The organism is Arthrobacter sp. TMN-49 (assembly GCF_054511095.1).
Genome location: NZ_JBTNDH010000025.1, coordinates 1 through 18,383, shown reverse-complemented (window position 1 = coordinate 18,383; position 18,383 = coordinate 1). Strand labels below are relative to the sequence as shown.

The 18,383-nt window shown below is 61.9% G+C and carries 22 protein-coding genes; 12 read left to right on the top strand and 10 right to left on the bottom strand.

Annotated elements, in window-relative coordinates; translation table 11 throughout:
- The first annotated feature begins 25 nt into the window (after nucleotides 1-25).
- The gene (locus tag ACX80E_RS12315) at nucleotides 26-964 is read left to right on the top strand and encodes a MerR family transcriptional regulator (RefSeq protein WP_459302269.1); all 939 of its coding nucleotides are present in this window, start codon (nucleotides 26-28) and stop codon (nucleotides 962-964) included.
- A gap of 46 nt (nucleotides 965-1,010) precedes the next feature.
- On the opposite strand, the gene ACX80E_RS12310 is transcribed toward ACX80E_RS12315, so the two are convergent.
- Nucleotides 1,011-1,553 carry a GNAT family N-acetyltransferase gene (locus tag ACX80E_RS12310; RefSeq protein ID WP_459302268.1) on the bottom strand — a complete coding sequence of 181 codons (543 nt, stop codon included), beginning with the start codon at nucleotides 1,551-1,553 and terminating at the stop codon, nucleotides 1,011-1,013.
- A 94-nt stretch (nucleotides 1,554-1,647) separates the two neighbouring features.
- On the opposite strand from ACX80E_RS12310, the gene ACX80E_RS12305 reads away from it, so the two are divergent.
- The 5 genes from ACX80E_RS12305 to ACX80E_RS12285 all read left to right on the top strand — a co-directional run bounded on the left by ACX80E_RS12305 (nucleotide 1,648) and on the right by ACX80E_RS12285 (nucleotide 5,501).
- On the top strand, nucleotides 1,648-2,136 hold the full coding sequence (locus ACX80E_RS12305) for a histidine kinase (protein WP_459302267.1): 489 nt from the start codon (nucleotides 1,648-1,650) through the stop codon (nucleotides 2,134-2,136).
- A 92-nt stretch (nucleotides 2,137-2,228) separates the two neighbouring features.
- Complete coding sequence (locus tag ACX80E_RS12300) at nucleotides 2,229-3,080, top strand: DUF4097 family beta strand repeat-containing protein (protein WP_459302266.1); 852 nt, start codon at nucleotides 2,229-2,231, stop codon at nucleotides 3,078-3,080.
- Nucleotides 3,081-3,114: 34 nt separating this feature from the next.
- Nucleotides 3,115-4,062 (top strand): ATP-binding cassette domain-containing protein, encoded by a 948-nt coding sequence (locus ACX80E_RS12295; RefSeq protein WP_459302265.1) that lies wholly within the window; start codon nucleotides 3,115-3,117, stop codon nucleotides 4,060-4,062.
- Nucleotides 4,059-4,895 carry an ABC transporter permease gene (locus ACX80E_RS12290; RefSeq protein ID WP_459302264.1) on the top strand — a complete coding sequence of 279 codons (837 nt, stop codon included), beginning with the start codon at nucleotides 4,059-4,061 and terminating at the stop codon, nucleotides 4,893-4,895. The genes ACX80E_RS12295 and ACX80E_RS12290 overlap by 4 nt, the downstream gene beginning before the upstream one ends.
- Before the next feature lie 87 nt (nucleotides 4,896-4,982).
- Entirely contained in the window at nucleotides 4,983-5,501 is a 519-nt protein-coding gene (locus tag ACX80E_RS12285; RefSeq protein ID WP_459302263.1) for a hypothetical protein, read from the top strand.
- Nucleotides 5,502-5,545: 44 nt separating this feature from the next.
- Here the strand turns inward: ACX80E_RS12285 and ACX80E_RS12280 are convergent, their stop codons facing one another.
- Both ACX80E_RS12280 and ACX80E_RS12275 read right to left on the bottom strand, forming a co-directional pair.
- Entirely contained in the window at nucleotides 5,546-6,100 is a 555-nt protein-coding gene (locus ACX80E_RS12280; protein WP_459302262.1) for a CGNR zinc finger domain-containing protein, read from the bottom strand.
- 330 nt (nucleotides 6,101-6,430) lie between these two features.
- Nucleotides 6,431-7,465, bottom strand: a complete 1,035-nt coding sequence (locus tag ACX80E_RS12275) for an NADP-dependent oxidoreductase (protein WP_459302261.1) — start codon at nucleotides 7,463-7,465, stop codon at nucleotides 6,431-6,433.
- 144 nt (nucleotides 7,466-7,609) lie between these two features.
- On the opposite strand from ACX80E_RS12275, the gene ACX80E_RS12270 reads away from it, so the two are divergent.
- The 3 genes from ACX80E_RS12270 to ACX80E_RS12260 are packed head-to-tail and all read left to right on the top strand — an operon-like array spanning nucleotide 7,610 to nucleotide 10,848.
- Nucleotides 7,610-8,188 carry a TetR/AcrR family transcriptional regulator gene (locus ACX80E_RS12270; RefSeq protein ID WP_459302260.1) on the top strand — a complete coding sequence of 193 codons (579 nt, stop codon included), beginning with the start codon at nucleotides 7,610-7,612 and terminating at the stop codon, nucleotides 8,186-8,188.
- Nucleotides 8,189-8,219: 31 nt separating this feature from the next.
- Entirely contained in the window at nucleotides 8,220-9,440 is a 1,221-nt protein-coding gene (locus tag ACX80E_RS12265; protein WP_459302259.1) for a YihY/virulence factor BrkB family protein, read from the top strand.
- A 4-nt stretch (nucleotides 9,441-9,444) separates the two neighbouring features.
- Nucleotides 9,445-10,848 (top strand): mycothione reductase, encoded by a 1,404-nt coding sequence (locus ACX80E_RS12260; RefSeq protein WP_459302258.1) that lies wholly within the window; start codon nucleotides 9,445-9,447, stop codon nucleotides 10,846-10,848.
- Between the two features lie 157 nt (nucleotides 10,849-11,005).
- Here ACX80E_RS12260 and ACX80E_RS12255 read toward each other — a convergent pair whose 3' ends face one another.
- On the bottom strand, nucleotides 11,006-11,221 hold the full coding sequence (locus tag ACX80E_RS12255) for a hypothetical protein (RefSeq protein ID WP_459302257.1): 216 nt from the start codon (nucleotides 11,219-11,221) through the stop codon (nucleotides 11,006-11,008).
- Nucleotides 11,222-11,702: 481 nt separating this feature from the next.
- Entirely contained in the window at nucleotides 11,703-12,347 is a 645-nt protein-coding gene (locus tag ACX80E_RS12250; RefSeq protein WP_459302256.1) for an NAD(P)-dependent oxidoreductase, read from the bottom strand.
- Nucleotides 12,348-12,478: 131 nt separating this feature from the next.
- Between ACX80E_RS12250 and ACX80E_RS12245 the strand changes: the two genes are divergently transcribed.
- Together ACX80E_RS12245 and ACX80E_RS12240 are read left to right on the top strand one after the other, a co-directional pair.
- Nucleotides 12,479-12,862, top strand: a complete 384-nt coding sequence (locus ACX80E_RS12245; protein ID WP_459302254.1) for a winged helix-turn-helix transcriptional regulator — start codon at nucleotides 12,479-12,481, stop codon at nucleotides 12,860-12,862.
- A 46-nt stretch (nucleotides 12,863-12,908) separates the two neighbouring features.
- Nucleotides 12,909-13,202 (top strand): DUF1905 domain-containing protein, encoded by a 294-nt coding sequence (locus tag ACX80E_RS12240; protein ID WP_459302253.1) that lies wholly within the window; start codon nucleotides 12,909-12,911, stop codon nucleotides 13,200-13,202.
- A gap of 13 nt (nucleotides 13,203-13,215) precedes the next feature.
- Here ACX80E_RS12240 and ACX80E_RS12235 read toward each other — a convergent pair whose 3' ends face one another.
- Both ACX80E_RS12235 and ACX80E_RS12230 read right to left on the bottom strand, forming a co-directional pair.
- The gene (locus tag ACX80E_RS12235) at nucleotides 13,216-13,677 is read right to left on the bottom strand and encodes a DUF3817 domain-containing protein (RefSeq protein ID WP_459302252.1); all 462 of its coding nucleotides are present in this window, start codon (nucleotides 13,675-13,677) and stop codon (nucleotides 13,216-13,218) included.
- Between the two features lie 59 nt (nucleotides 13,678-13,736).
- Complete coding sequence (locus ACX80E_RS12230; protein ID WP_459302251.1) at nucleotides 13,737-14,660, bottom strand: oxygenase MpaB family protein; 924 nt, start codon at nucleotides 14,658-14,660, stop codon at nucleotides 13,737-13,739.
- A gap of 176 nt (nucleotides 14,661-14,836) precedes the next feature.
- Here ACX80E_RS12230 and ACX80E_RS12225 point away from each other — a divergent pair, with 176 nt between their 5' ends.
- Nucleotides 14,837-15,301, top strand: a complete 465-nt coding sequence (locus ACX80E_RS12225; RefSeq protein WP_459302249.1) for an SRPBCC family protein — start codon at nucleotides 14,837-14,839, stop codon at nucleotides 15,299-15,301.
- A 17-nt stretch (nucleotides 15,302-15,318) separates the two neighbouring features.
- Here ACX80E_RS12225 and ACX80E_RS12220 read toward each other — a convergent pair whose 3' ends face one another.
- The 3 genes from ACX80E_RS12220 to ACX80E_RS12210 form a co-directional block, all read right to left on the bottom strand.
- Nucleotides 15,319-15,804 (bottom strand): SRPBCC family protein, encoded by a 486-nt coding sequence (locus ACX80E_RS12220; RefSeq protein ID WP_459302248.1) that lies wholly within the window; start codon nucleotides 15,802-15,804, stop codon nucleotides 15,319-15,321.
- Between the two features lie 131 nt (nucleotides 15,805-15,935).
- A complete protein-coding gene (locus tag ACX80E_RS12215) occupies nucleotides 15,936-17,303 on the bottom strand; it encodes a glutamate decarboxylase (RefSeq protein WP_459302247.1) in 1,368 nt (455 codons plus the stop codon).
- A gap of 61 nt (nucleotides 17,304-17,364) precedes the next feature.
- A complete protein-coding gene (locus tag ACX80E_RS12210) occupies nucleotides 17,365-18,276 on the bottom strand; it encodes a methyltransferase (RefSeq protein ID WP_459302246.1) in 912 nt (303 codons plus the stop codon).
- Nucleotides 18,277-18,383: the final 107 nt, after the last annotated feature.

Genomic DNA, 18,383 nt, shown 5'->3' with positions numbered 1-18,383 from the left:
TTTATCGTGGAGCCAGGAGGCAATAATGCGTATTGGTGAGTTGGCTGAGCGGACCCAGGTTTCGATCAAGGCCGTGCGCTACTACGAGCAGTTGGGTCTGGTCCGGCCGGGCCGTCTGCCCAATGGCTATCGCGACTACTCTGACCATGATGTGCGGGTAGTGAGTGAAATACGTGTGCTGTTCGGGTTGGGGATCAATCCCGCTCGTGCCGCACCATTTGTCGAATGCCTGAGGACGGGGCATCAGCACAGTGACGAATGCCCCGCTTCCCTGGCCGCCTACCGAGACAGCATTGCAGAGCTGGAGCGGACCATCGCATCCCTTACCTCCCGGCGCGAGGACTTAGTCGAAAGACTGCACCAAGGCGCGTCCGGCACTTTTAGAACGGAGTTCTCCACAGTGATCGATTATGCCAAGGTCCTTCCCGATAATCTTCCCGTCCCGGTGGATGATGGAGCCGCTGACCATCTGCCGGGCCTCGCGATGCCGCAGCTGACACTTGCGGCCACCGATGGCGGCACGGTGAATCTCGCCGAACTGGGCAGCGGCAGAACAGTTGTCTACGTGTATCCGTTGACAGGCGTACCCGGGACCGATCTGCCCGATGGCTGGGATGCGATTCCTGGGGCCCGCGGCTGCTCCACAGAGGCGTGCGATTTCCGGGACCACTTCACCGTGCTGCGCCAGGCCGGAGTGGATAATGTTCTTGGTTTGTCCAGCCAGACCACCGACTATCAACACGAGGTTGTCAACCGGCTCGCTCTGCCCTTCCCCATGCTGTCCGATCCCACCTTTACCCTCGCTGGCGCACTGATGCTTCCGACCTTTGCCGCGCCAGGTCATGACCGGCTCTACACGCGCCTGACTCTGGTGATCAAGGACGGCATCATCGAGCACGTGTTTTACCCGATCTTCCCTCCCAACACCCATGCCCAACAGGTCCTGGAGTGGTTGCAACCCTGACAGTGCTGCGCACGACGTGGTCGACGCCGGCAACTGCTCGCTCAGTTCATCGCATGACCGCTACCAATTCGCCTTGGGTCAACGCCCTGTCTGCATAGACTCGGCGAATCGCCTGCCGGTCGGGGTTGCCGGCATCAGGGCCACTGTGGACCAATGTAAGCCCAACCTTTTCGGCCACCCGAGCGGAGGCCGTGTTGTGTTCAAGCAAGTACGCCACGATCGGAAGGCTGGGACGGTTCCGCTTCGCCTGGCTGAGAGCTTCGCGTGAGAGTTCGGTCGCGAAGCCCTGCCCTTGTGCGTCGAAGGCGAAGCGGTATCCCAGATTCCAAAAGCTGCCCCGTGAGATGGAGCAGCCGCCGTACCCGATGATTGTCTGGGTGCTGGGATCCCTGACAACCCACGGACCCATCCCGTCCTGGTCCCAGGAGGAGATCCAGCCGTCTAGCATCGCGCGCGTCTGTTCAATGGCGGTGTGCCGAAGGCTAGGGAAGTGGGTCCAGACTCGAGGATCGCTGCAGATGGCGTACAAGCCCGCTGCGTCCTCACCAGTCGGGCGGTCCAAGAGCAAGCGATTCGTCTCCGTGATCATGTGGAAATCCTAGCTCACGTGCTTTCGAACATCCCAACAAACCATGACACCACAAAACCTTGACATGACACCACAGTGGTGTCATGCTGGTGTCATGGAACTTGGACAATACGTAAACGACCTGCAGCGACAGCTGCTGGATGCCGCGGAGCACGGCACAGATGAAACCCGCGCCGCCGCCGAACGCCTCGCCGCGGGTCTTGATGCCGCGACGCGGATGGTGCTCCTTGACGCACTCTCGGCGGCCGCTGGTGAGATCACCCGCGACCTGGCACCTGGCTCGGTCGACTTGCGACTGCGCGGGCGCGACGTCGATTTCGTCGTGTCCGCACCAAGCACCGAATCTGACGAGGAGGACACGGCAACCGCACCCGTGGACCTCGAGGACGCAAGCACCTCACGCACCACGCTGCGCCTACCGGATGCACTCAAGGCGCGGGTCGACGACGCGGCGGCGGCCGACGGCTTGTCCGTGAACACGTGGCTGGTCCGCGCTGTTGCATCCGCCCTCCAACCCAAGCAACGACGCATCACGGCGCGCACGCTGCGCACAGGCGACAACTTCGCTGGCTGGGCGCGCTAACCCGCCCGCCAGATAGACCACTAACCACATAAACCAGCCACGCGGACCCGCGGGGCCGCAGAAACACACCCAAAACCGTCGGAGGCTCCAGCATGCCTATTTACAACACCCCCACCCCCATTGACCTCGCCATCAACGTCCAGATAGGCCTGATCGAGGTCTTCGCCAGTGACCGCACCGACACAGTGGTGAGCGTGACAGCCACGAATCCGGCAAAAAATGTTGACCGCAGGGGCGCGGAGGACACGAAAGTCACTTTTGATGGCCAGCGCATCACCATCACCGGCCCACGTCCGCGCCTGAGCTGGATCGGCCCAGGTCCCTTCGACTCGGTTGATGTGAAAGTTGAGCTGCCGGCCGGGTCCCGGATCACCGCGGAGATCGCGGCCGGCGGAATGACGTGCACGGGACGTCTGGGCGCCACCCGGATCAAGAGTTCCACTGGCCCCGTGGATCTCGAGGCGACTGGCGATTTGTGGCTGCGTGCCGGACACGGCCCCGTCAGGGTAGGAACTGCCGATGGCGGAATGGAAGTCACCGCCGACCACGGCCAGATTCGGATCGGCACTGTCACCGGCGACGCCATCCTCAAGGCCTCCCACGGCTCCATCACTATTGGGGAGTCCGGCGGCGACCTTGACGCGAAACTCTCTTACGGCGATCTGGAGATCACCAAGGCGCTCGGCTCCGTCTCAGCCAAGACAGCCTACGGCAGCATCGGGCTGCGGGAAGTCTCCAGTGGTTCCATCGAGGTTGAGAGTGGCTACGGGCAGGTCACCATTGGTGTTCGGTCCGGCGTCCCCGCCTGGCTGGACCTCTCCTCCAAGGACGGGCATGTGCGCAACCAGCTCGAGGGCAACAGTACACCCGGCCCCTCCGAGCAGAGTGTGGCGGTGCGTGCACGCACCCAGTACGGCGACATCACCATCAAACGCGCCGAATGACGTCGGCCAGCTAAGAACTGAAGGAGCAGATGACATGACCAACACCCCAGCTATCGAAGTCCGTGGACTGCGGAAATCCTACGGCGAGAAGGTGGTGCTCGACGACGTCGACCTCACCGTCAACGCCGGCACCGTCACAGCACTGCTGGGCCCCAATGGCGCCGGCAAAACCACAACCATACACATTCTGTCCACACTGGTGCGCTCAGATGGCGGCACCGCCACCGTCGCCGGCTGCGACGTGTTGCGCAACCCCGACGGCGTGCGTGCCCAGATCGGTCTCACCGGCCAGTTCTCCGCCGTCGACAACCTGCTCACCGGCGAGGAAAACCTCCTTCTCATGGCCAGGTTGCGCCACCTCGGTGCGAAGCGCTTAAGGACACGGGTGACCGAGCTGCTCGAACAGTTCGACCTCGTCGAGGCGGCCCGCAAACCACTCGCCACCTACTCCGGCGGAATGCGCCGGCGCCTGGACCTGGCCATGACGCTCGTCGCCACCCCAAGCGTCATTTTTCTCGACGAGCCCACCACGGGCTTGGACCCGCGCAGCCGCCACACCATGTGGGACATTGTGCGCGGCCTCGTCGCCGCGGGCACCACAGTGCTGCTCACCACGCAGTACCTGGATGAGGCTGACGAGCTTGCGGACAGGATTGCGGTGCTCGACGGCGGGCGGATCGTCGCCGACGGGTCGCCGGATGAGCTCAAGCGGCTGGTGCCTGGGGGCCATATCAAGCTCCAGTTCGCGGATGCCGCGGCGCTCCACACAGCGTCCGGACTCCTCGCGGAGTCAACGCGCGACGACGTCGGGCTGGCGCTCAGCGTGCCCAGCGACGGTGGGGTCCGCGCACTGCGCACAGTGCTCGATCGTCTCGATGCCGCCAACCTTGAGGTTCTAGACCTCAGCATCCACACCCCGGATCTCGATGACGTGTTCTTCGCGCTCACAGGCCGGGTCGAGTCGAAGGAAGTCCAGTCATGACCACCATCAACGCCGCTCGGCCTCCGGCCCCCGGCACCAGTCAAAAGTCCCACGTCGTCGCCGACGCGATCACCATGTTGCGCCGCAACCTGCTACACATGGTGCGCTACCCCGGCCTGTCGGTCTTCACCATCATGGGTCCGGTCGTTATCTTGCTGTTGTTCGTGTTTGTCTTTGGCGGCACCCTCGGGGCGGGACTGCCAGGGGTCGCCCCGGACGGGGGCCGGGCGGCGTACATCGCCTATGTCATCCCCGGCATCTTGGCCATCACCATCGCCGGCGGCGCCGGCGGAACCGCCACCACCGTTTCGATGGATATGACCGAGGGCATCACAGCACGGTTCCGCACCATGGCGATCTCGCGGGCGTCGGTGCTCGCCGGTCACGTGCTCGGCAACACCATTCAGACGCTGATCGCCGTCGCCCTTGTTCTCGCTGCAGGCCTGGCTGTTGGTTTCCGCCCGACGGCCGGTGCCATCGAGTGGCTGGGCGCCGCCGGGTTGATGGTGCTCATCGCTTACGCGATCAGCTGGCTCGCCGTGGCCATGGGAATTCAGGCGAAGTCTGTTGAGACGGCCAGTAACCTGCCGCTACTGCTGGTCATCTTGCCGATGCTTGGCAGCGGCTTTGTACCGACGGCCTCGATGCCGGCGTGGATGCAAGGCTTCGCCGAGTACCAGCCGTTCACGCCGTTCATCGAGACGATTCGCGGGCTGTTGCTCGGCACCCCACTGGGCTGGAACGCGGTGCTGGCGCTGGGGTGGTGCGCCGTCATGATTGTGGCCGGGTACGTCTGGTCCATGGCCATCTACGAGCGGAAGTCGGTGCGTTAGTCCACCCGCCACATTTTGGCCCCGTCTGCCCATTCTGTTGCGCTGCGCACCGGCGTACTGTGATATCAGGACGTAACTAGGAGGTGCATGATGGAACTATCACCAACCACCATTGTGGGTCTGCCAGATTTGATGCATGCCGTGCGCATGGAGGCACGGCAGGTTATGGCGGAGCACAAGGGAGATTATGTTGCCGAGCACAAGGCCATCCTGGCCAGGCTCACGGCAGCCGATCTCATCACTGACAAAGAAGCCGAGACTCTTCTGGGACTCTACAAGACCGGCTACAACGCCGGAGAACCCAAGGGCGACCCCCAGCGCGCCTACTTTGCAACACGAGATGCTTACAGCCGAATGCTGGCACAACCCAAGACAAGTCCCGTGGCACTTGTCGTGGCAGCAGCCGCATTGGGGTCTTTTGAGCTCTCCGACGATCCCGACGGATCAACCACTGTCACCATGGCCAGGGTCAGCTACGGATCAAGTCTTGCCGGGATAGGTGCGGGGATCGGCTCACTCCTTGGCGGTCCCGCCGGCGGCGTCTTGGGTGGAGCCATCGGCGGCTTGCTTGGCGGCATTGTTGACGACAAGAAAGGCAAGAAGTAGCTGCGGGTGCCAACCACCACTCCGGCCGTGACACCGGTGACCTACTAGACACGCACGTGCCGATGGCTACCGGTGCGAGCCCGATGCCGACGGACAGCTGCCCTGTTGGCACACCGCACCGAGCAGTATTGTTGGCGCCCGTTGCGGGTCACATCCACCACCACGGCGGAGCAGGGGTCCCCCGGCGCCGCCCCGGCGGCGCACCGCCCCAGCCGCGTCATGCCCCGCGTCGTCAGATGCAACGCCGTGCCAACACTGATGACAGCCCGCAGAACATGAGCCAGCGTCTGGTTCTCATCCCTGTAGTGGAGGTGCCAGCCCTCGCCATGGTGGTCAGTGAGCCGCGGATATGCCGCGGCGGCGGCCATCTGGGCATTGAGCAGCGACGCCCGCGCCTCGGGGCTGGGCGCGTCGACAATTTCCTGCCAGTTCTCGATCACGCGGTGGACCAACAGATGGTCTTGCGGCGCCGGCGTGAAGTCCATGGTCATCCCGAATTCGCGCACCCGGTCTATGAGGCCCGGCCTGTCCGGCGGAAAGTCATTGGCAAGTGATGCGGCGAGCAGAACTGCGTATTCTCCGTAAGGGTTGAGATGCATAAGACCATTACAGCATAGTGGCCTGTATGACGTTTACTATCGCTCCCGAAACGGAAACATCCACCGCGCAAAGCATGGCCCATGAGCACAGCTGGACCATTGAGTCTGCACACACAACCAGTGAAGGGCGCGTCCTGTACAAGTTGTGTCCAGCCCCGTGCGGCGCCCGTCGGGTGGACCTACACGGCTTCCGCGAAACCCCGGCAACTGCGTTGAGCAAAGAAGTAGGTACTGATCGGAGCTGAGAGTGTGGCCCCGAGCTGGTGTTCGCGTCAACAGCTCAGGGACACACTCACCGGCAGTCCAGCGGTCAATTACCAGCCGCTCGGCTTAGCCGATCACATCCGCCATGACCGCCGTGCGGACCACCATTTTGCCCGTGTTCGCGCCCTGCATCATGCTCAAGAGCGCATCAACAGCATTCCCAATGCCGTCCACCACCGTTTCGTCGTAGGCGATCTTGCCGGCTGCGAACCATTCGGTCATGTGCTCATTGAATTCCGGCGCCAGGTCAAGGTAGCTGCCCAAGGTGAAACCCTTGAACGAGAGTCCGCGGGTAATCATGTTAACCATGTTGTCCGGCCCCACCTTGCGCTCGGTTAAGTTATACCCGGCAATGGCCCCGCACAGCGCGGCTCTGCCACCTGGGTTGAACACGTCAAGGGCGGCTTCCAAATGCTCGCCGCCCACGTTGTCAAAGAAGACGTCGATTCCCTCGGGGGCGGCCGCGGCGAGCTGCTCGCGAACGGGGCCGCTCTTGTAGTTGAAGGCAGCATCGTAACCATACTTTTCGGTGAGCAGGGCCACCTTTTCGTCGGTTCCGGCCGAGCCGATGACGCGACCGGCACCCAGGAGGCGCGCTATCTGGCCGGCAGCTGTACCAACTGCACCGGCGGCACCTGAAATGAAGACGGTATCACCGGGCTTCATTGCCGCAATGGCCGTCAATCCCACATACGCGGTGAGCCCGGTCATGCCGAGAATGCCGAGGTAGAGCGACAGGGGCACGCCCGGAATTTCCGGAACGATCTTGAAACCGGCAGCATCCTCCTGCACCACATCACGCCACCCGAACTGGTGGAGTACCACAGAACCCACCGGGTATTCAGCGTGGGCTGACTCCACCACGCGACCCACAGCGCCGCCGGTCATCACCTCGCCCAGGCCAAAAGGTGCCGAATAGCTCTTGGCCGCGCTCATGCGGCCGCGCATATAAGGGTCAACCGAGATGAACTCGTTGACCACGCGAATCTGACCTGGGGCCAGTTCTCCCAATTCAATCTGCACTGTCGCGAAGTCGTTGGGGCTGGGCCATCCCACGGGACGGGCAGCAAGGTGAATTTGCGTACTGATGGAAGTGATCACTAGGTGACCTTTCTGGTGGAGACTTTTGACGACCAACGGTTGCCAACTGGTGCCTCGCGCTCCCGCGGCCCGCCAGCTTGGCATATTATGTAATGACTGGTCCACTATATATTGGACTGAACGGTTCACAAAATGAGGGGTCAAATGGGACGCACGCAGGCCTTCGACACCGACGAAGCAATTCGCGCGGCGCGCACGGTGTTCTGGGAGCATGGCTACGAGGATGCTTCCCTTCCTGTCCTTGAGCGCGCCACGGGGCTGAGCCGCTCCAGCATCTACCACGCTTTTGGCAGCAAACGCGGTCTCTTTGATGCCGCCATCGAGAGCTATCTTGCCGAGATTATTGAGCCCCGGCTACGCCCTCTCAACGCCCCAACCGTCGCTCCGGAGGCCCTCGCCGACTACTTCACGGGCCTGCGCGCCGCTTTGGCCCGCCGCGATTCACTTCCTGCCGGTAATGGCTGCCTGCTGCTAAATGCTGCCGGTGCACCCATCGCCAATGAGTCTGCCGTGAGCGACGCCATCGCCGGTTACCGGCAGGAACTCTATGGCTCACTGAGCTGCGGCATCGCGGCACACAAGCCAAGCCTTGAGGCGAACGCCCGTCAACAACTGGCAACAGTTCTCACCTCATTGGTCATTGCGGCCATGACCCTGGCTCGAATAGACAATACCCAGGCACTGGCAACAGTAGACACGGCCTTGGCACTGCTTCAAGACTGAATGCCATGCCAAAGCGGTAGTGTCATCTAGTATGAGCTCGCAGGAGAAGTCCCCCGAAAGCACCGGTTCCGCCATTGGGCAGGTGGCCGCCCCGGACCCAGACGATGCGCGCAAACCACAGAGTGTGACTGAAGTAAAAGCACAGTCGTGGAAATACATAACAAAACGCTCCGTTGCAAAGTTCAGCGCCGACGGCTGCACGGACATGGCCGCATCACTGACCTACTACGGAGTGTTGTCGCTGTTCCCGGCGATCCTGGCACTTGTTTCCATCGTGGGACTGGTGGGTCAGGCGGAACAAACCACCAAGGTGATGCTGGATTTGGTGGGCCAGCTCAGCGGTGCTTCCGTGAAGGAGGCCATCAGTAATCCCGTGGAACAGCTGGCGAGCTCCCGGGCAGCAGGGTGGACCTTTGCCTTGGGCTTGCTCACGGCACTGTGGTCCGCGTCTGGATATGTTGGCGCTTTTAGCCGGGCCATGAACCGGATTTACGGCACCGATGAGGGCCGCCCCGTGTGGAAGCTGCGGCCCGCACTGCTGCTAGTGACACTGGTTGTGGTGCTGCTGGTGGCTGGCATTGCCCTGCTGTTGGTCATCTCGGGGCCCATTGCCAAGGTGTTGGGGGACGCCATTGGTCTGGGCGATGCCGCCGTGACCGCTTGGGACACGGCAAAATGGCCCGTGGTTGGACTGCTCACCATTGTGCTTATTGCTGTCCTGTACTATTTCACGCCCAACGTGCAACAGCCCAAGTTCCGTTGGATCAGCGTGGGAGCCGCCGTGGCGCTCATTTCCGCCGTGCTGGCCTCGGCCGGGTTCGGCCTCTATCTGGCCAACTTTTCAAAGTACGACAAAACCTACGGCACCATTGCCGGTGTCATAGTGCTGCTGTTGTGGCTGTGGATCATAAACCTGGCGCTGCTCTTGGGTGCTCAGGTGGACGCCGAACTTGAACGTGGCAGGCAGCTCCAGTCGGGCATCAAGGCCGAGGCCCAAATTCAGCTGCCACCGCGTGACATTAGCGCCAGCCTGAAGAAGCAGCGGAAGGAACTTCTGCTGGTCTCTGAAGGCAAGGAACTCCGGGAAAAGTTCGCCCCGGACTCCGAACCGGATGCGGCCAGACGAAGCCCGGAAAAGATGGCCTTGCTGTGGCTGGCCGGCGTCGGGGCGGCGGTGGCCGCCGTCGTGACGCTGCGCACGCGTCGGCGCAAGGGCAGAACCTCACGCGGCCAAACCACCACCGGGGATTGAACCGATGGAACACTTTGACGTTGTCATCGTTGGTACGGGCTCGGGCAACTCCATTCCGGGCCCGGAGCTGCGCCACCTGCGCATAGCCATCGTCGAGGACAATCTCTTTGGCGGCACGTGCCTGAACGTTGGCTGCATTCCCACCAAAATGTTTGTCCACCCCGCCGAACTGGCCGACGCCTCCCGCCACGGCAAGGCATTGGGCATCGACTCCCAACTCAACACAGTGGATTGGCCAGGGATTCGGGACAGGGTCTTTGCCCGAATCGACGCGATTGAGGCTGCAGGGAGGGCTTACCGCGAGGGGCCCGAATGTGCGAATGTGAGTGTTTTTTCCGGCCACGGCCGCTTCACCGCCGCCAAACAGCTGAGCATTTCCCTGCACGACGGCGGCACTGCAGTGATCACGGGAGAGAAGTTTGTAGTGGCGGCAGGATCCCGTGCCATGGTGCCTGACATTGAGGGTTTGTCCGATCCCAGGATCACCGTCCACACCTCCGACACCATCATGCGCATCGACGCACTGCCCACCAGCATTGCAATCGTGGGTGGCGGCTTCATCGCGGCCGAATTCGCCCACGTCTTTTCCTCCTTCGGGGTCGCCGTAACGCAAATCGCCCGGGGCCCTGCCTTGTTGCGCAACCAGGACAGCGACATCTGCGAACAGTTCACCAAGGAAGCCGCAGCCCGCTATGACGTACTGCTGGATTCGACCGTTGAACAGCTCAAGGCGGGCGGGTCCGGCGTCGTGCTTGAGGTCAAGGGCCCACAGGGGCGTCAAACTGTCTCTGCCGAGCTGTTGCTCATAGCCATTGGCCGCCGATCAAATGCCGACAATCTCGCTGTGGGTGCCGCCGGTGTTGCAGTGGACGACGCCGGGCGGGTGGTGGTTGATGAGTATCAGCGCACCAGCGCGGAAGGGATCTTCGCCTTGGGTGATGTCTCCAGCGCCCACCAGCTCAAGCATGTTGCCAACCATGAGGCGCGGGTAGTGCAACACAACCTGATCCATCCCGGGTCCATGATGCCGGCCGACCACCGCTTTATTCCGGCCGCCGTCTTCGCCGACCCTCAAATCGCTTCCGTGGGGCTGACCGAGGAACAGGCCATCAGCCAAGGGATTCCGCATGTCGTGAAAACCCAGAAGTACGCAGACATAGCCGCGGGGTGGGCACGGGAAGACACGGAACACTTCCTCAAGGTGCTGGCCGATCCGGCCACGGGACAGTTGCTCGGCGCCCACATCATCGGCCCGGAGGCGGCAACGCTCATTCAGCCACTCATCCAGGCCATGTCTTTTGGCCAGAGCGCCCATTCGGTTGCGCGCGGGCAGTACTGGATTCATCCGGCGTTGAGCGAACTGGTCGAGAATGCGCTCCTCGGCCTGCCCGAACCCACCGAACAGTAGATGTCAGCCAGCGCTGCCGTCCCATGAGGTGAGATTCCGCTCAGGCGTGCTCGGCTGGCAACAGCGCTTCATCCGCAGTTTCACCACTATTTTCCCGCAACTCCCGGATCAGCAGCGCTGAAACAATCCCCACCAGGATGGAGGCAGCTAGGACAAGTCACACCAGACGGAAGCTGTCGGAGCTTGTTCCTGCCCCCGTAATTGCGATGAGGGCCGCGACTCCCAGTGCACTGCCAAGTTGCCGGGACGTGTTGGGCACACCCGTTCCGGTGGCAAAGGCCGCAGCCGGCAGGGCTTTGATCCCTCCTGCCAGGAATCCTGTTTGCGCCAGCCCAGCCCCGGCGCCTGTCAACATGGGCCCCCGTAACGTCACGGGGAAATAGTGTCCACTTTCATCAAGGAAGTAGTCCGCGCCTTGTAGATCGCCGCCTTGTCGGCATCACCCGCTCCCGGAACGGGCCCGAAAGCCATTCCATCCCGGTCAGCAGCGACCGCATGACTTCCTCGTACGAGCCATTGGAAAACAACGCCAAATCACCACATCAACCACATCCGCTGGGGAAACCCGCGTCAGAACATCAGGAGAAATGTGACCAGTCAACCGTTCGGGACCCTCCGGGCCACCCATCCACGACGCGACAGGCCACAAATATTAACACATCCGCACTAAGTAAACGGCATTGGATCTAATCCCAATCTCCGACCAAGCCACTTAATCCGATCATTATGCGCCAATGAGTCATTGATTGGTGTTTGGCGCAGCGTTCTATTCAGGCAGCGTGGAGCCCGGAACCATTCTTGCGCGCCATCCGCCTTGAAACCATAGACCTAGGTTCCCATTCGTGATGCCGGAGCTAGTAGGCCACGGTAAAGCGTTTCCGGCTGTGTCCGGGGCTTTCAATCTCATCCACAAGGGCCATTGCAAGATCGGCACCTGAGATGTTCGAGTTTCCCTGGCCGTCAACAAGAAGAATGTCACCGCCAATGCGGAAGTTTCCTGTTGCGTCACCGGGCACCCAGGCGCCGAACCCCGCCGCCGGGCTGACGTAGAACCAGGCAAGATCTGCCGCGCTGCCCTGAAGCGCCTCCAGCAAGGCTTCACCCGTCCTTGCTTCGGGGAGGAACTCGGCAGGGAACTCCGCCGTGTCCATAAGTTTCGGGCCTCCTGGCGCAATGAGCAAGGAACCGGCTCCGCCCACAACACCCAGACGTACACCTGCGTCCTGCGCCAGTTTGCTGAGCTCCGCCACAACACCTTCGAGCTTTCCCTCGAGCTCACCACGGGGCGACAAGGCCTCGATGACCACGTCGGCGTCGGCGATCACCGTGGCCAGAAACGCCGGTTCGAACACCGAACCGGACACGTAGTTGGCACCCTCCACGGGCTCGGCGGGAAGGTTGCGGCTATAAGAAGTCACCTCGTGTCCGCGCTCCACAGCCACCCGAACAATATTGCCTCCAGCGAAGCCTGTACCGCCTAGGACTTTGACCCTTGCCATGATGCGTTCTCCTTGCGATTTGATGGACCCTGACCACAAACGGCCATTGGTTACTAAAAGAGAGTAACACGTGAATAGAGAGTTAGGCACATTGGTATACTGGAGTGAACGCCATTGCCAGGGAGAAGAAAATGACCGAGCTCGAGTGGGACCCCTACGACCGCAACTGCCCGTCCCGTCAGGTGCTGGACAGGGTTGGGGATCGTTGGACGGTACTGGTGGTTGGTGCACTCACGCGCGGGCCGTTGCGGTTCACGGAGCTCGCCGAACGCGTGGACGGCGTCTCACAGAAGATGCTCACGCAGACCCTGCGCAATTTAGAGCGGGACGGTTTGGTCACGCGGACTATGTATGCGCAAATCCCGCCCCGGGTGGAATATCAGCTCACCATTGCCGGCATCAGCCTGCAAGCACCCATGAAGGCCTTGGAAGACTGGACCAAGGAACATATGCCCACCATCATCACGGCCCGCGATCAGTACGATGCGGGCAGGGCAGAACTCCCCAAGCCCTGACTATCCTGAAGACGACTCAGCAATCAGAACCAGCAAAGGACACAGCATGGTAGCCCTCAAGGACCCGCAGCCCCTAGATTTCACGTTCACGGCACCCATCAGCAAGGACGGCGCCTTTGCCACGTTCCTGGTGGTGGCCGGATCGGCCGAACTCCTCGGCACCCGCCGGGCCATCAAGGTCTCCGGCACCTTGGACGGAACCACGTCATTCCAGGCCACCTTGATGCCATCAGGCACGGGTCCGCACTGGCTGCCATTGAGGGCCGCCCTCTGCAAGGCCATTGGCAAGGGTGACGCCGGTGAACTGGTGACTGTCCATCTGCAGCAGCGCCTCAGCTAGCCTTCGGGTGATGTTAGGAACGGCCGCCGGGCGGGCCAACCAACATCATGGTTGCCATGGTCCCGCCAACGAACACCACAAACACCACACTGAGCAGCGCCGGGCGGTTAAGCATCCAGCGCAGCACCACGTTGACCCAGTGACCGTCGCGGGGGTGGTCGGTGGCTTCGGTGCGCCATCCGCCGTCGAGCTTGTTGTTCTTCTCCAGCCACCTGTCAAACGGGATGGTCAGGTAGGGGACAAAGGCCGTGGCCGCCGCGCCCACAATCAAGCGCTTGGGCCAGCGCTGGTTCAGTCCCACCAACACAGCTGTGGTCACATAGCCGATGAACACCAAGCCGTGCGCGAATCCGCCCAGGGTGACTGGCCAATCACCAACTTTCACCACATACTTTAAGATCATCCCGGCGATCAACAACGTCCAGGTGACGGCTTCGGCAATAGCAATTGAGCGGTAATATGTGCGTGGCGACATGGGCTGTTTACAGTCCTTGGTAGTGGGTGACGTCAACGGGGAAAAATGCCATGACAAGCCTAGCCGCGCTCACTGGGAGAACCCTCAAGACCCAGCCGCCTGCGGCGGGCCCGGGCGGACGCTTCACTGGGACTCGTTGCACCTAAGCTCCAATGGACTGCTGCGAGCACCGCCTTGGTGGGGCCCCGCACCGGAAGCGGGACGGGGCCAAGTTTTGGGACGTGCAACCTCAGAAGTTCACGGTATTCCGGTGCCAAGGTGGCCACCGCTGCCGCCAACAGGACCTTGTAGCCGAGCCGCTGTGAGCGCGGCAGTGGCGGGTTGGCGATGAACTCAACAGTTTCAGCCACCCGCGCGTCGTACCGTAGCTCGGGCGTGAAAGCGGCCATCTGTGCTCGGAGCTCCTGGACTGTAACGGGCGGGTTCTGTACGTGCATGAGCGTCCCCGCCACTGCCCAGTCGGCCACGTAGGCGTCAGCACCCCCCGGGATCGGTCCACCATAGCCTTCGTGGGTGGCCAAGAATGCTTGGGTGAAGGCCAGGTGCACCCAGCGCAGCAGATCGGGATCGTTGGCGGTGTACTGGCGCGCTTCTCCGTGGTTGGTGGTGTAACTGCCGCGAACATGCTCGTGGATCCGCAGCACTTGTGCTGACGCCTTCTGGGCCGCCCGCGTATCGCCATAGCTGACCGTGAAGATCCAGCGAATAGTGCCCGAAAGCCTGCCCAGCGGATCGCTGCGGTAGTCGGAGTGGTCATGGACGCCTGCGAGCGCACCCGGGTGCAGGGCCTGCAGAAGGAGGGACTGGATACCGGCCACGAGAGTTGTCATTGAACCGTGCACAGCCCACGCAGCCGACTCTGGCCCAAAGTAGCCGCCGTCGCTGCCCAGTTCTAGGTCAAGTTCCCATTGCGGGATGGTTGCGGAGTTGTTGCTGAAGGTGCCCCGCAATTCTCTGCGCCAGCGTTTCAGGACGTTTTCCATACCCCTAGTCTGTCCCTTTATGCCCCTCCCCGCATTGACTGGGACCGTGTCTTTGACAGTCTCAGCGAAATACTGGCGCGCCCCCTACTGCCGGACCGGCCCACAAAACAGAACCCCGGCATAATTCCTGCGACAAATCTAGGGACAGTGCGCCTTGGGCGGCATAGGCTGTCGTCATGACAAGTTTCAGTGTTTCTCGCAGCGCAGTGATCCCGGCCCCCGCAGAGGAAATCTATCCGCTGGTAATCAGCTTCCGCGAATGGACCAACTGGTCGCCGTGGGAGGGCCTGGATCCTGACATGCAGCGCAGCTACGCCGGCCCCGTTCAGGGTGTGGGTGCCACCTATACGTGGAAAGGCAACGGCAAGGCCGGGGCCGGCACCATGGAAATCGTTGACGCCACGGAACCCACCAAAATTCAGATTCGGCTGGAATTCAGCAAACCGATGAAGGCAGTGAACCCCACAACTTTCACGTTTGTCCCAGAAGGCGATGGCACCCGCGTCACCTGGACCATGACGGGGGACAACAAGGGCCTGAGCCGGGTGTTCATGCTGTTCATGAACATGGACAAGATGGTGGGCGGCGACTTTGAAAAGGGCCTGACACAACTTGCGGCAGCCGTGGCCGGACGCAGCTGACCCGTCACACCTGAACCCTAGGGTGCGGTCCCGCCAAGCAGTCGCTCCAGGCGCTCGTAACCTTCGCGAACTCCCCGCTCCATACCGGAGGCCAGCATGCCGTCGCGGTCCTCCACGGAGGAGAACACTGTGTGGTTGAGAATTCTGGTGCGCCCGCCTAAATCCTCAAACTCCACCTCTTCCAGGCTCACATGGCCCGGGTAGCCATCGAATTCAAACGTCTGCACGATCCGGCGATCCTCCAGCACGTGGTGAAAGACCCCACGGAAGCCGTACCGATTCCCTGCATCGTCAACGTGCGAGTAGGCCCAACTGCCACCCGTGTGCGCTTCCCAAACGTGCATTTCCATCGTCAAGTCCCACGGACCCAACCACGCAATGGCCAGGTCAGGATCCATGAAGGCCCTGAAGACCTCGGCTACGGGGGCATCAATCTCCCGTACTGTGTCCACGAAAGGCAAAGCTGCCGCAGCCACGACGACAAGTCCATTGTTGGTAGTCACTTCTTGCGCCCCTCACTCTTTCTGCTGGTGCTGCCTTAGCCGCGCAGCGTTTGGCGCCCGGCGCACCAGCTATGCCCTCATTCTTATCCACCGAACACCGAAGCGGAAGGCCCGTTCGGTGTTGGTGGCCGCTAGTGGTGAAAGGAGACCCGATCAGGGCCTTTCCCGGAGAGACGCTGAACAGACTTCGCCAGATCGGCCAGAAACATGCCAGCCAAGTCAAAGGTGAAGCCATGACGGACCACCACACGCAACACATCGACGTCGGCCATCCCCTCCGGCATGGGGTAGGCGGGCACAATCCAGCCAAAACTGCGCAGCTCATGGGAGAGGTCATAGACGGTGTACCCATCATTTGTGCTCATGCTAAATGCCAGCACCGGCAGCTCATCGCCACGGCTCAGGAGCGTGAACGGACCCAGACGTTCAACGCCAACCGCTATGGCACCGGCAATGTCCCGGGAACGCTGCTGGATGCGCTGATACCCGTCAAAGCCGTACCGCACCAGGGTGTAGTACTGCGCTATGACTTGAGCAGCCGGCCGTGAAAAGTTCAGCGCGAAGGTTGGCATGGTGCCGCCCAAATAGTCCACGTTGAAGATCAGATCCGCTGGAAGTTCAGCCGAGCTGCGCCAGACAACCCACCCCACACCGGGATACACCAACCCGTATTTATGGCCCGATGCGTTAATGGATTTCACCCGCTCCAGCCGGAAGTCCCACAGCAGCTCCGCATCAAGGAACGGGGCGATGAACCCGCCTGACGCCGCATCCACATGCAACGGAACGTCCAACCCCGTGTTGGTGTGAAGCGCATCCAAGGCTGCAGCGATCTCCGCCACCGGCTCGTAGGAACCATCAAAGGTTGAGCCCAACACAGCCACCACCCCAATGGTGTTCTCATCACAGGCGGCGGCTGCCTGTGCTGCTGTCAGGTGAGTGGCACCGTCGAGCGGCACAAGGCGAGCCTCAACATCCCAATAGCGGGCGAACTTTTCCCAACACACTTGGACGTTGGCGCCCATCACCACATTGGGTTTGCTGGCATCGGCCCCGGCCGCCTCCCGGCGCGCCCGCCAACGCCACTTCAGCGCCATCCCGGCCAACATGGCGGCCTCGGAGGAGCCAGTGGTGGAACACCCCATGGCGTCGGCTCCACGATTTGGTGTTGGTGCGTTCCACAGATTCGCCAGAATGTTCACGCAGCGTCGTTCAATCTCGGCCGACTGCGGGTATTCATCCTTGTCGATGATGTTCTTCTCCAGCGCGGCCTGAATCAGCACAGTTGCCTGCGGTTCCATCCACGTCGTCACAAACGTTGCCAGGTTTTGCCGCGCATTCCCATCCAGCATGAGCTCGTCCTGGACGAACCTCAGGGCGGCATCCGCGTCCTGGGTTCGCCGCGGCAGCCGGTGTTTGGGGATCTCCCCAATCCCGCCGTCGAAGGCCGAATCAACAATATGTTCATCATGCCGGTGGTGGCGGCTGTGCAGGCTCATGCGAAACTCCCAACTGTGCGCCTTGTGCTGTACTACCGAGGCTAACCACCTTCCCGGAAATTCAGTAGACCCCGCCGCTTAAAGATGCTCGCCGGCCGGTGACAACGGTGCCCGCCAATTCTTCACTGTGGGAAATGTCGACGGCGAACCCGTGGGCCGCCATGATGTCCGCGCTCAACTCCGCCTGCCGGGCGCTGGTTTCCACCAGCAGGGAACCGCCGGGACGCAACCAGGAATGCGCGCGCGCAGCAATCCTGCGCTGAATGTCCAGCCCGTCGCTACCGCCATTGAGAGCCGTCAGGGGTTCATGCAGCCGCGCCTCCGAGGGCATGAAAGCAATATCATCCGTGGGCACGTAGGGGGCGTTGGCCACTATCACGGCCACAGTGCCGCGCAGCTTTTCCGGCAGGGCCGCAAATAAGTCACCGCAGTACGCGTGTCCGTTGACGCTGCGCAGGTTCCCAGCGGCATACGCCACAGCCACAGGGTCAATGTCGGCCGCATGCAGTTCAAATCCACTGTTCTCGTGTCCCAGTGCTGCACCAACAGCGCCGCTGCCACAGCACAGGTCCACGACGACTGGTGATTTATTGCCGCAACTGTCCACGGATCCCTGCACCCTACGCCTGGCACCTTGGGTGCCTTGGGTGCCTTGGGCACCTTGGGCACCTTGGGTGCCCAGAACTTCCAGGGCTTTCTCGACCAGGAATTCGGTGCGCAGCCGTGGCACAAATATGCCCGGGGCCACCGCTATCCGCAGCCCATGGAATTGTGCCCAGCCCACCAGATGCTCCAGTGGAACGCCTGATATTCGGTGCGCCAGCATCCTACCCAGCGCTGCGTCATGGCCGGCCGCTTCCAACAAGATGGCTGCCTCATCTTCGGCATAGACACAGCCGGCGGCACGCAGCGCCGCAACAACACCGGCAAATCCAGTAACGCTGGCTGTGTCAAGAAACGGAATCGACTCCATAAGAACCCGAGTGTAGTCCCCACCTGCGGTTTCGGACGCAGCTCCGGCACCCGGGGGCCTGGTTTGGGGCGCGCGCTAGGGGGAGACGCAATCCCACGATCTCCCCA